Source organism: uncultured Acetobacteroides sp., assembly GCF_963667355.2.
In the GTDB taxonomy this organism is placed as follows: domain Bacteria; phylum Bacteroidota; class Bacteroidia; order Bacteroidales; family ZOR0009; genus Acetobacteroides.
The window spans coordinates 2,728,630-2,741,406 of the sequence record NZ_OY763328.2 but is presented as its reverse complement, the minus strand read 5'-3'; the positions used below and the strand labels follow the sequence as shown (position 1 = coordinate 2,741,406).

Genomic DNA, 12,777 nt, shown 5'->3' with positions numbered 1-12,777 from the left:
ATGGCGGTTTTATATATGATACGCTTGCCGAGGCGGCATGTCGAGCCTTCAAACAAGAATGCATAAACGCCCAATAGCATCACATTATCCTCCTACATATGCGAGAAGTAGTGGCAAGTTTGCTCGTCTAAATCAAGACTTTTCGCTTCACTTGACGTTCTTACCCACCCCCGACCCCTCCGAGGAGGGGACAATCTGCCACGATTATGCGTTGGTGCTTTATAACTATCCTCATCATTTCAAATACCTATATATCCATGATTCACCTTGCATGCTCGGCTAGGGCTGCTACTGCTCGCCAAAGCGGATGGTCTTTCGTCCATCCTTGGTTAGCGAAACCTCTACGGTGCTACCATCGGCCGAGCACTTTATGCCCTTTACAGGAACAAGCTCGTCGTCGGTCCACTTTTCGCCAGCCTTTTTCCAAAGCATAAGGGTGGCGTAGATGTGAGGATGGTTAGGAGTTGGAGTAAAGCTGTCCGACACGTTGATTACGGTGCTCTCGTTGGCCTGTGGGTGCACCCCTTGGGCATCTACGGCTTGCATGCTATCCCATCCGTCCAGCGTAACCATGGCCAGCTGGTACTCGCCATTGCTGATGATCTGCACCTGATGGTCCTTCACCTTTCTCCTCTCCTTGACGATCTCGCCATGCAGCTTTGGCAGGGCGTAGTGCCCCAGCCGCACCTGAATGGAGTCGGTGCTTAGGTTTCGGTCTACTCGGAGGATTCCGTTCTCCAGAGGGATATCGGCTAGGTTGAACCGTACGTTGCTGTTGGTTTCGAGGGTAACATCGCGGTAGTAAACATTGTCTTCGAACTTCTTGAACTTGTAGAGGCGGAAGGGCTCCCATTCGCCCTTTTTGTTCTTAACGATGTAGTTCATCGATACCACCCCGGGCACGCCATCGGCCTGCCATGGGAAGGCGCTGCTATACGAAAGTCGGTTGTAGTTTTCGCTGCTGCGGAAGGGCTCGCTGGCCCCGATGAGCTTTACGTCGCACCACGCCCTAACCTCGGAGGCTCCGATGTTGGGGTAGTCGGTAATCAGGATCTTAGAGCCCTCCTGAAACTTGCTGTACGCCTTACCCGCTACGAGTTCGTTGCGCCAGGCGCCCTCATTTTCCACGGAGGTCCAGAATGGGCTGCTGGCGGGGACGTAAAGGCCTAGGAATGCCTTGCCCATCCAGAAAACGCTGCCTCTACAGCTGTACGACTGCACCGCGGGCTCGAATGGGCCGTAGAAGCCAAGGGTGGGGATGCCATCCTTCAGCAGATTCGGGTTCTGCAGAAACTGCAGCAGCGCGCCGGAGGCAATCCTCCGCATCCACCCGTAGTTGGTCGATGGATCGTTTTCTAGGCCCGTTAGCGCAAGAGGAATAACCGCGCCAAAGCGGTAGGTGATGCTTCGGCCCCACATTATCATCTTACCATCGCGGCTAAACATGTAGGGGTAGCTATCCTTAATAGGCTTAAAGTTTTCCATAAACTTTTGGGCGTAGGCGGGGTAGTACCGCTTGCCAAAGAACTCGGACCACAACGGGGCGTACATCTGGAAGGCCCACATGCTGTAGTAGTCGTAGGCTGGGTTGTCGTTGTACCAGCCTTGACCAACGTAGTGCGCCAGGCACTTGTCGAGGTACTCGGTAAGCAGCGCCTCGTTTACCGCGTAGCCCTGATCCTTGAAAAAGCTGAGGATAAAAATATTGAAGAACTTCCAGTTGGAAGGTACGGTGGGCCCATCGCCGTAGCTAATCATGGTGGCGGCAAGCGCATCCTTCTTTTCCTTGGACAGCGGCTGCCAGAGCACCTCGGGGATGGCAAAGAGCGAAACGGCCAACGCCCCAAACTCTACGAGGGTTTGGGTGCAGCCCGTTTGGGGGCTACGCCGATGGATGTAGGTGAGGCTGGTGCTGTCGAGCAGCTTCGATATTTGGTGGCGGTAGTAGTCGGCCACCCTGATGTTATGGATAACGAGCGTAGAGTCCTCCTTGAGCAGCGGAGCGGCTAAGAAGAGGGTTCGGCAAAGCCCTTCGAGCATGGCGGTAGGCTCCTGCTGCGGGCTCCGCGGGTAGCTTTTCCCGGGCTGCTTGGGGAATCGCATAGGGTCGTCGAGGCTATTCACGTAGCCAAAGGCCCCCTCCAGTAGGTAGCGCGCGGCGGCTTTCCAATGCTCACGGGTTACGCCCGTAAAGGGGCTTTGCGTATAGTTGGGGTTAACCAGCTGAAATACGTTGCTGTCGGCAGCTACGCTGCCCTGCACAACCGGCCTACTGACGCCATCGGGATGCGCCGCTGCGGCAAAGCACGACAGCGCAAGCGAAGCAACGAGGCCAAATCTTACCAAATGTTTCATGTTGAATTCAATTATAGCTAGCGGACTACTAAAATCAAAGATTCCGCTCCGGCATAGGGTCGAAGCGAAAGCAAAGATGAGAAAAAAACGCATCCGAACAATTGATGCGGGGTAAGGTTACCGTTGACCTACCAAATGGCAACGGGCCGTAGAGCGCTCCCCCATTGGGCAGAACCTCCGGAATTTCGGAGGGGCCATCTTCACCCTTGTAGATGTGCCAAAAATCTTTTTTGAGCCATCTTCGCCCCTGTAGATGCTCCAAAAACTTTTTTTGGGACATCTTCACCCCTGTAGATCCTCCGAAAATCTTTTTTGGGCCATCTTCACCCCTGAAGATCCTCCAAAAATCTTTTTTGGGCCATCTTCACCCCTGCAGATCCTTCAAAAACTTTTTTTGGGCCATCTTCACCCCTGTAGATGCTCAAAAAGCTTTTTTGGGCCATCTTCACCCCTGCAGATCCTTCAAAAACTTTTTTTGGGCCATCTTCACCCCTGTAGATGCTCAAAAAGCTTTTTTGACTTGCAACGGCACCTCATTGCGGAAGGCCAGCCGCAGCTGCCCCCTCTCGGAATTCGATCGTTTGTGAGATGTGCCTTCGGAAGCCGCTCCCCCCTGTTTGCGACCGAAGGATGGCTAAAATGCGCATTGGCCCGCTTCTAAAGGCGAAACGAACATAAATGCGGAATCTCTCCAAAGCAGCTAAAAATCAGCCATGCGATTTAGATGCGACCATTACGAACCAGCTATTTGCACATGAACATCTGGCTATGCTAGGCGTGCTCTTGCTCATCAACAGCAGTTTTTTAATACATTTGAAGCCGAAAGACTATAAAATTCCAACACGAGCATCCTTCTTCGCACATAAAAATGAGAACAGACATCTCTTTTAGCTCCCTCGATTTACTGGTATTCTTTGGATTTTCTCAGACGCTAATCGTTGCCATCTTCTTCATAAAAAACAGGGACAAGCACCAGGCAAACCTGTATCAGGGGCTGCTTTTACTAGCGCTAGCGCTTGGCGCAATAGAGTACCTGCTCAACAGCACTGGCTATATCGTTAGGGTTCTGGCCATCTCCAACATTAACGAGCCCCTGAACTTTGCAATAGGTCCCCTGCTCTACCTTGGCCTCAAGTGCACCATTTACCCCAACAGCAACCAAAAAGGAGCTTGGCGTCACTTTATCCCTACCCTATTTTGGCTGTGCTACATGACCTTCTACTTCATTCAGCCCGACGAATGCAAGTACAACTCGTACATCAAAGGGATGCACCCTAACTGGCAATACCTCCCCTATGAATCAAACATAGTGGAAGACCCGCTAGCCATTAGGCAATACTGCAACGAGCTATCCATGCTCCATATGCTTACCTACATTACGCTATCGGTAAGGCTATTTCTACAAAAGATACAATCGGAGAACCAGTCGTTCTTTAGGATAACAAACAGGCAGCTGGCCAACAAAAGGAGTGAGATGATCCATTTCGCCGTAATCACGCTGACCTATATCGTCACAAAGCTTACTTTTGGCATGGGTACCGAGACTGGGGTATACATGTTTAGCTACTGCACTATCCTAATGACGATAATGACCTTCCGAATTATTAACGACTCCAGCTACTTCGACCAACAGCACTCTATCATTGAGCTCCCCTTCTCGAAATACCAGAAGTCGTCGCTATCCGACGATAAAAAGGAGCAGATCCTTGGTAAGATCAAAGAAGAGATGGAAGGCAACCTGTACTTTACCAACAACCTTGCCTCGCTCTCCGGCTTAGCGAAGCAGATCAACGAGTCCAACCACCACGTATCGCAGGTTATCAACGAGCAGCTCAACAAAAGTTTCTTCGAGCTGCTGGCAACCTACCGAATTGAGCATGCAACAATGCTGATGAGGGGAAATGATGGAGCCAAGCAAACCATCGAGGAGCTGGCGGAGCAGGTTGGGTACAACTCGAAATCATCCTTCAACACCGCATTTAAGAAGCACATGCAGCTAACGCCCTCGGAATACCGAAAGCAGCTGTAAATTTTCGTTACTGCGTCACCTAGGGTATCACGACACACGACACACGTGTCACGAAATGAACAAAGGAGGTTCTTTGCACCACTAATAATGGCTAGCATAAACCTCGTAATACATGATTCGTGCGTCCTGATACCCATGCAGGGGAACAGTGTTTCAAATATACAGGTAACTGTGCTCCTACACCTTACCATCCACACAACGTTTAATCCGATAGGCACGAACATCGTACCTATCGGTTCGTTCTGCATCAAAACAGCATCGGAGCTACGTTTGGGCAAAAAACAGACACGATGCGATTAAAGCAACTTTCAAGAATCATCCTTCTTGTAGGACCACTAGCCCTCGACAGCGCGCATGCTGCATCAAACAAGGGAACCATTACAGGAAAGATTATCGACAAGATGAGCAGGCAGCCCATCCCCTACGTGGCCGTATCGCTGGGCCAGCTCCCTGACACCATCATCAAGAAATCGGCTCAGACTGACGAGCAGGGGAATTACTCCTTCAGCCAGGTCGATGATGGACGCTACGTCATCACGGCCTACATGGTAGGGTACGGACGAAAGCACTCCAAGCCGGTGGGCTGCAGGCAAAATACGGTAATAGCCGAAGAACTGGTGCTGGAAAACACCATCATCAAGGAAGTAGTAGTAAAAGGCAAGCGCCCCGCTATTGAGCAAAAGGCAGACAGAACCGTGCTAAATGTCGAGAACAGCGCAAGCGCCTCGGCCGAAAACGCCTACGAGGTACTCAGTAAGGCACCTGGAGTAACCATCGACAAGGAAGAGAGCATCTCCATAAAGGGGAGAGAGGGGGTGATGGTAACCATCAACGACAAGCCCACCTACCTATCAGGGTCCGATCTCATCAGCTACCTTAAGATGATTCATGCAACCGAAATCGACAAGGTAGAAATAATATCCACCCCACCTGCCCGCTACGAAGCGGCTGGGAATACGGGCATCATCAACATAAAGCTGAAGAAGAACAACAAGGTTGGGATAAACGGAGCCATCGGCACCACAATAAGCATCACCAATAAGCTAACAGCAGGAACAGGCTTCTCGCTAAACATGCGTAGGGGAAAGGTAAACACCTTCGGCTCCTTTAATTTTGGGAATCGCGATGGACGAAACTCCTCATATACCGATCGAATACTAGCTACGGATACCGCCCGCATAGCTCTAAACTCGAAAGCCAACTCTACCGGAGAGGAGTGCGGCTACCGCACAGGCGTAGATTACGAGCTGAGCAACCGGCACACCTTGGGGATACTTGTTCTAGGCTCGAAGAATAATGACAGGAACTTGGTGAGAACGCACAACGATTTGTTTTTAAAGAACGGCGATATCGCAAAGTACCTAAATACGAACAACAACGAAACAACTCACCAAAGAAGCAACATGCTGAACGCAAACTACAGAATGAGCATCGACACCAACGGACGTGCCCTAAATGTTGACGTTGACTATGTGGAATACAAAAAGGATGCTGGTCAAGATTCCAAGACCGCCTACTTTAAGCCTAGCGGCGAAAACTTCGGACCCGACCAGCACCTTAAGAATCAAACCCCATCGAGAATCTATATCAAATCGTTCCGAATCGACTATACCCATCCTTTTTCGAAGACGATGCTCCTCGAAGCAGGCATTAAGGGCAGCTCGGTAAGCAGCGATAATAACATGAGGTACGACAAGTATAGCAATAGCTCGAACTCGTGGGAGGTCGATAACGGACGTTCGAACCACTTTAAGTACTACGAAGATATTCTTGCCGCATACACCTCGCTAGCCTACGAGAGAAACGGATGGAGCCTAAAGGGAGGGTTACGTGCAGAGGAAACATGGAGTAAGGGCAACTCGGTTAGCATCAGACAAACCACCCGAAGAAGCTACCTAAACCTTTTCCCTACACTTTTTGTGCAAAGATCCATAAATACGTCCAATTCGCTAGGCATTAGCTACAACAGGCGAATCGACAGGCCTAGCTACCATAAGCTGAATCCGTTCGAATTTAGGGTCGACGAATACACCTACCAGGAAGGAAATCCCTACCTAAATCCGCAGTACACGGATAACATCGAGGTTAACCATGCGTGGAAAAACATGGTCTTCACCAGCCTCCGGTACAGCCACACCAAGGATGTGCAGGTAGATGTTCCCGAAGAGATGGCCGTAAAGGAGTCGGTAGATAATAACAGTCAAACGATAAAAGCCATAAAGGCTGTAGCGCGCAACCTGCACAGCTTAAGCTGCTTTATGCTTAGCGTAAGCGCTAACCTGAACCCAACCCCATGGTTCGTAACCTACAACAACTTTACGGCTTTGAACAACGAGTACCGCAGAGGTGATCAAGAGTCAAGGAATAGCAAGCTAACGTATGCCTTCGCCTCATACAACAGCTTCATTCTTCCCCATCAGTTCATTTTCCAGATTTCACTAAGATACAACAGCGCCGTAGCGTACGGGCTCGCTGATATCGACGCCAAGCATTGGATAGACCTTAGCTTAAAGAAAGACTTTCTCAAGAACAAGCTAACGGCCAGATTTTCCATCGACGATGTTTTGTATAGTCAGATTGATAAAGCATATATTAAATACGACGGCATGAACCTGTACAACAAAGCAATTGGAAACACCCAAATCATTCGGTTATCGCTTACCTACCGTTTCGTAGGCAATGATGGGAAACAGGAACGACAGCGCAGCACCAGCTCAGAGGAGGAGATGAGCAGGACTGGGAAGTAGCCCTCTCCATAATCGAGCAAGCTCCGCCCAAGCATAGCCGAACGACTCCCTAGCGCAAAGGAGCAGCACTCCCATGTCAGGAAATAATTTCTTCCCGTAAGCCCTCTTCCCAATGTAAGGAAGAGGCTTCCCCGCTTCAGGAAATGATTTCCGAACGTTGGAAAATGGCTCCCCCGCTTCGGGAAACGGCTTCCGAACGTTGGAAAATGACTTCCTGACGCTGGAAAATGACTTCCTGATGTTGGAAAATGATTTCCTGACGCTGGGAAACGACTTCCAGATGTTGGGAAATGATTTCCGAATGCGAGGAAATGGCTTCCTGACGTTGGGAAACGATTTCCGAACGTTGGAAAATGACTTCCTGACGTTGGGAAATGATTTCCGAACGCTAGGAAATGGCTCCCCCGCTTCGGGAAATGATTTCCGAACGCGGGGAATAAGCATCCCCAGCTGCCTAGGCCATACCTTTCAGGCCTCAGCCAAAATGCTATTTACTGCAGGCGTAGGCCAATTTAAAATAACACAAGACATACAGCGAAAGATATAATCTGCCATAACCGAAAGTCAAAATCCCCCAGACTGGGGAGAAATAAAACCGCCACCTCCCCAAAACTAGGAGAGGTGGCGGATTTGCTTATGGTAGGAAAAAAAATCTAGTCGACGTTGTCGTAGAGGTACGAGTTGTCGGGGCGGATAAGCAGGCTGCTCTCCTCCGAGATGGTGAAGCGGGAGAGCTGGTCGTTCTCGCGCATGGTCGACTCGGGGTTCTGGCGGCGGCGCTCGTAGGCTGGGCGCTTCTCCATCTCCTCGATCCTGCGGTCGGTCAGCTCGTACTTGTTGGCCCCCTGCGCGGGGCGAGCCCCCTGGCTGCTCAGCGGGCGCTGAATGGTGCGCACGGTAAAGCCCCCGTCGGCCTCCACCAGCTCGTCCTGATCCACGTAAGCTTCCGACTCCTGCACAATTTCCTCGTCGTCCAAGCTTAGCACCACGTACTCGGGCTTCTCCTCGCTTGGGGTATTATCGGGCAGCGGCACCTTGGTTACCTGCGGAGGGGTCATGCTCTGCAGCTCGGGGATAACCGACGACGAGAAACCGGTAGCAATAATGGTGATGGTGATCTCATCCGAAAGGGATGGGTCGATACCGTTACCCCAGATGACATCGGCACCGTTGCCGGCCGAATTCTGGATGTAGTCGCCAATAAGGCCCAGCTCGTCCATGGTAATCTCGCTCTGGCCCGAGCGAATGTTGTAGAGGATATTCTTTGCCCCCTGGATGTTGCAGTTGTTGAGCAGCGGCGAGTTCAGCGCCATCTCCACGGCTATTTTTGCCCTATCGGGGCCGCTTGCCCTACCCGAGCCCATCAGCGCCACGCCGCTACCGCGCATCACGGTTTCCACATCGGCAAAGTCAACGTTGATGGAGCCATGCACGGTAATAATTTCGGCAATGCCCTTGGCGGCAATGGCCAGCACGTCGTCGGCCTTGGCAAACGACTCGGAGAGCTGGAGGTTGCCGTATATCTCGCGGATGCGCTCGTTGTTGATCACCAGCAGCGAGTCCACGTAGGTCTGCATCTTCTGAATCCCCTCTAGGGCGTTGTTGAAGCGCTTGGGCCCCTCGAAGCGGAAAGGAAGCGTTACAATGCCCACGGTAAGGATGCCCAGGTCCTGAGCCGCCTTGGCAATTACGGGAGCGGCACCGGTGCCGGTTCCGCCGCCCATCCCTGCGGTGATGAACACCATCTTGGTATCCTCGCTAAGCACCTCCACGATGGTATCGAGCGCCTCGTTGGCCGCCTCCATGCCCACCTCGGGCTTATTGCCGGCGCCACGTCCCTGGGTAAGCGAGTCGCCCAGCTGTATCTTTATGGGGATAGGGCTCTTGGCGAGCGCCTGCGAATCGGTATTTCCTATTACGAACTCAACATCCTTGATGCCGAGCTTGTGCATGTGGTTCACGGCATTGCCGCCACCGCCACCAACCCCGAAAACCTTAATAATGGAAGGCTCTCCTGTTGGCAAATCGAAGTTCATTAAATCGTCGTTAAGCATCGCTTTCCTGTTTTAAGATTTTTGGTCAAACGATATATCATCATCGCTAAAGAGGTCGCCGATGTTCTGCTTGATCTTCCTAATGAAGGAGCTTTCCTTAATCGACTTCGTCTTCATGGGTTTTACGGTTTTTGGGGTAAGCTCGTCGAGCGTTGGCTCAAGATGCTCTTCGGGAGCAGGCTCCTCGACCACCTTTGCCTTGGCCTTCTCCTCATCTTCCTCCCTCTTTATCATATCCTCGAAACCCAGCAGCATCAAACCGATACCGGTGGCGTGCATAGGGCTGTTCATCTCGTTGTCGGTATTGGCCACCGTGTTGATGTTCGGCTGACCAATGCGCACGTCGTAGCCGGTGTGGAGCGTAAAGAGCTGGCTAAGGTCCTTAAGCTGCGATCCACCGCCGGTAACCACAATGCCCGCATTCAGCATTTCGCCGTAACCCGAGTTGGCAATCTGGTAGGACAAGTGGTCGATGATCTCCTCCATGCGGCACTGGATGATGTGGGCCAAGCTGCTAAACCGAATCTCCTTAGGCTCGCGCCCCGAGATTCCCGGAATGGTCACAATCTTATCCGATGGAGCCGCATCGCCAATTGCCGAACCGAACTGCACCTTCAGCTGCTCAGCCTGACGCTGCAGAATGCTGCACCCCTTCTTGATGTCCTCGGTAACCACGTTACCCCCAAAAGGGATAACGGCGGTGTGGCGCACAATACCTTCGTGGAAAATAGCCAAGTCGGTAGTACCACCACCTATATCTACAAGAGCAACGCCAGCCTCCATCTCATCCTCGGTAAGCACCGCACGAGCCGAAGCCAGCGGCTCCAGCATCAGCTCCTTTACCGAAAGGCCGGCACGCTCTATACATTTCTCAATATTCTTCATGGCGGCCACCTGCCCCACCACAATGTGGAAGTTACCCTCAAGGCGGCGCCCCGATATCCCCACAGGGTTCTTGATGCCCACCTCGTTGTCCACCATAAAGCTTTGTGGAAGCACGTGCAGAATTCTATCGCCGGGCTCTAGCGGAATCTTGTACATATCGTCGATCAAGCGCCTAACGTCCTCCTTCGACACCTCAGCATCGTAAGACTCTAGGTTAATGAGCCCACGATTCTTGATCCCCTTTATATGCTGTCCCGCAATTCCAACGTAAACCTCGCTAAAGTCGAAGCCCGTCCTACTTCTTACGTCTGCAACAACCGTCTCGATAGCCTTAACCGTCTCGTCAATATTCTGAACCATTCCACGCTTAACCCCTGTTGATACGGTCTTGCTGTGTGCAACAATTTTTAGCCGGCCATTGCTTTCGAGCTTTCCTACAAGGGCAACAATCTTAGTTGTTCCCAAGTCAATAGCTACAACATATTCGCTTTTGCTGGTCATAATACTTTATTTTTGCAGATTACCTGATTCTTGTACTTTAAGTTAATGACGCTATACTTATTCCACCCCTCGCGAGGAAGAGCGTTCTTGTAAAAAACAAGCAGATTTTTGAGCTTCGCCTGAAAGTCCTCAAAAGAGCCCAACAGCACCGTATGGTTGCCCACACGGGTGGTTAGCTCAATATCGTTGGGATTGTTTATGTAGATCTGCTCTATTTGAGCATTCCAGAACTCGTCGTTTCGAACATAGGTCACAAAGTCGAACAGCTCCGGCAGCAGCCCCTTTCGATAGGTGCTATCCTTCGATGTATCCACAACCCTTACACGGGCACCCTTGCTTTTCTTTAGGTTGATGTTGCCATTTACCACCACCACATCCGCCGCCGAGCGCTCCGATAGCGGAATAACGTACCCATCCCTGTCGATGTAGCAGCTGCTGCCATCGGTGTTGTAGATGCGCATGATAACCTCGCGCTGCTCCACCTCAATTCTCAAGACACCACTCACCGTAGTATACACCTCTGCCCTCTTTATGAAGGGCATCTCAAGAATTTGATTCTCGATACGGTTGGTGTTGATCTTCGAGAGACGGGTTCCGATCAGCTTCTTTACAACCTTGTTCGCATTTGCGATGATGTCATCCGTGTTGATAAAGCGGTTTAGCGTGCTATCGGCAATCACCACCTCTACCCTACGGCATACGGTTCCTTTCTCCTTATCCTTTACAAAGAAAATGGAAATACCGAGGTAGGTGAGAATCCCCACCCAAACAATGATAGTCCCTACAATAGCCCATTTTCTTTTCTTGATCTTCATCTTATTTTACGCTGTATCTTGTTTTAAGCATTTCGGCAATTGGCTCTACCAGCTTATCGATATCGCCCGCACCAATGGTCATCAGCACGTCGATATCTCGCTTGCCAAGCACATCCAGCAATTCGCTCTTCGCAATAAGAACTTTGTTTGGTGTGGTAATCTTATCGAAGATTATCTGCGAGGTAACCCCCTCTATTGGCAGCTCGCGCGCAGGATAGATGTCGAGCAGGATAACCTCGTCGAGGAGGCTAAGGCTCTGCGCAAACCCCTCGGCAAAGTCGCGAGTACGGGTGTAAAGGTGTGGCTGAAAGATTCCGCATACCTTACGGTTAGGGAACATCGCCTTTACCGATGATATCGATGCGCGCAGCTCCTCGGGGTGATGCGCGTAGTCGTCCAAGAACGTTAACGTTGAGGTATTAATGTGGAAGTCGAAGCGACGTTTTACCCCACCAAACGATGCAAGAGCACGCTTAAGCGCCTCGGTATCGTCGGTTACGGTAAGCGCTAGAGCCACCGCCGCAATGGCATTCTCCACATTAATCCACCCAGGCACGCCAAGAGTACAAGCCTCAATTCGTGTCTTTGGGGTGATAATATCGAAGGTGTAGGTTCCATTCGCGTTTCGAGCAATGTTCTCCGCATGGAAGTCGCCACCCTTATCAATCGAATAGCGGTATACCGAAATTTCCTTATTCTCCAAAGGAACCTCTACACCTTGCTTTACAACCAATGCTCCACCTGGCTTAATCTGGTTGATAAAGTCGCCAAACGAACGAAGCACCGCCTCGTGCGAGCCATAGATGTCTAAATGGTCGGCATCGGTAGAGGTGATAATAGCGGCATTAGGGAAGAGCTGCAAGAACGAGCGATCGAACTCGTCAGCCTCAGCCACCAGCACATCATTCTTCGATAGCAGCAGGTTGCTGCTGTAGTTCTTGGCAATTCCGCCAAGGAATGCGTTAACGCCACCCAAAGCCTCCATCAACAGGTGCGAGAGCAGCGTGGATGTGGTAGTCTTACCATGCGTTCCAGCAACACCAAGTGTCCGCTTCGATGCAGCAATAACGCCAAGTGCTACGCTACGCTTAATCACCTTAAAGCCATTGCTCAATAAATAAGTTAACTCGCTATGATCGGCAGGTACAGCAGGCGTATAAACGACCAACGTATCATTAGGATTATTCCTAAAATCGGTTGGAATTAGAGAGATGCTATCATCGTAATGTACATGAATACCCTCGGAGGCAAGCGCACGGGTTAACTCCGTTTCGGTACGGTCGTAACCAGCCACCATAAATCCTTGATGGTTGAAGTAGCGAGCCAGAGCGCTCATTCCAATGCCTCCAACACCTACTAGGTACACGTATTTGTATGATGGTATCTCCATA

Annotated in this window: 8 protein-coding genes; 3 read left to right on the top strand and 5 right to left on the bottom strand. The window is 51.0% G+C overall.

Going from position 1 to position 12,777, the window contains the following annotated elements; all coding sequences use genetic code 11:
- Window positions 1-288: 288 nt before the first annotated feature.
- Complete coding sequence (locus ACHZA1_RS11350; protein WP_320052001.1) at window positions 289-2,355, bottom strand: DUF2264 domain-containing protein; 2,067 nt, start codon at window positions 2,353-2,355, stop codon at window positions 289-291.
- An 868-nt stretch (window positions 2,356-3,223) separates the two neighbouring features.
- On the opposite strand from ACHZA1_RS11350, the gene ACHZA1_RS11345 reads away from it, so the two are divergent.
- The 3 genes from ACHZA1_RS11345 (at window position 3,224) to ACHZA1_RS11335 (ending at window position 7,678) form a co-directional block, all read left to right on the top strand.
- The gene (locus tag ACHZA1_RS11345; protein ID WP_320052000.1) at window positions 3,224-4,384 is read left to right on the top strand and encodes a helix-turn-helix domain-containing protein; all 1,161 of its coding nucleotides are present in this window, start codon (window positions 3,224-3,226) and stop codon (window positions 4,382-4,384) included.
- A 290-nt stretch (window positions 4,385-4,674) separates the two neighbouring features.
- Window positions 4,675-7,131: an outer membrane beta-barrel family protein gene (locus ACHZA1_RS11340; RefSeq protein ID WP_320051999.1), complete on the top strand. Its 2,457-nt coding sequence runs from the start codon at window positions 4,675-4,677 to the stop codon at window positions 7,129-7,131.
- Between the two features lie 157 nt (window positions 7,132-7,288).
- Window positions 7,289-7,678: a hypothetical protein gene (locus ACHZA1_RS11335; protein WP_320051998.1), complete on the top strand. Its 390-nt coding sequence runs from the start codon at window positions 7,289-7,291 to the stop codon at window positions 7,676-7,678.
- Between the two features lie 106 nt (window positions 7,679-7,784).
- Here ACHZA1_RS11335 and ftsZ read toward each other — a convergent pair whose 3' ends face one another.
- Genes ftsZ through murC form a run of 4 tightly spaced genes read right to left on the bottom strand, consistent with a single transcriptional unit; the run spans window position 7,785 to window position 12,776 of the window.
- Window positions 7,785-9,185: a cell division protein FtsZ gene (gene ftsZ, locus ACHZA1_RS11330; RefSeq protein ID WP_320051997.1), complete on the bottom strand. Its 1,401-nt coding sequence runs from the start codon at window positions 9,183-9,185 to the stop codon at window positions 7,785-7,787.
- A 12-nt stretch (window positions 9,186-9,197) separates the two neighbouring features.
- Window positions 9,198-10,571 (bottom strand): cell division protein FtsA, encoded by a 1,374-nt coding sequence (gene ftsA, locus ACHZA1_RS11325; protein ID WP_320051996.1) that lies wholly within the window; start codon window positions 10,569-10,571, stop codon window positions 9,198-9,200.
- Window positions 10,568-11,386, bottom strand: coding sequence for a cell division protein FtsQ/DivIB (locus tag ACHZA1_RS11320; protein ID WP_320051995.1), 819 nt, complete (start codon window positions 11,384-11,386; stop codon window positions 10,568-10,570). The genes ftsA and ACHZA1_RS11320 overlap by 4 nt, the downstream gene beginning before the upstream one ends.
- Before the next feature lies 1 nt (window position 11,387).
- Window positions 11,388-12,776 (bottom strand): UDP-N-acetylmuramate--L-alanine ligase, encoded by a 1,389-nt coding sequence (gene murC / locus ACHZA1_RS11315; protein ID WP_320051994.1) that lies wholly within the window; start codon window positions 12,774-12,776, stop codon window positions 11,388-11,390.
- Window position 12,777: the final 1 nt, after the last annotated feature.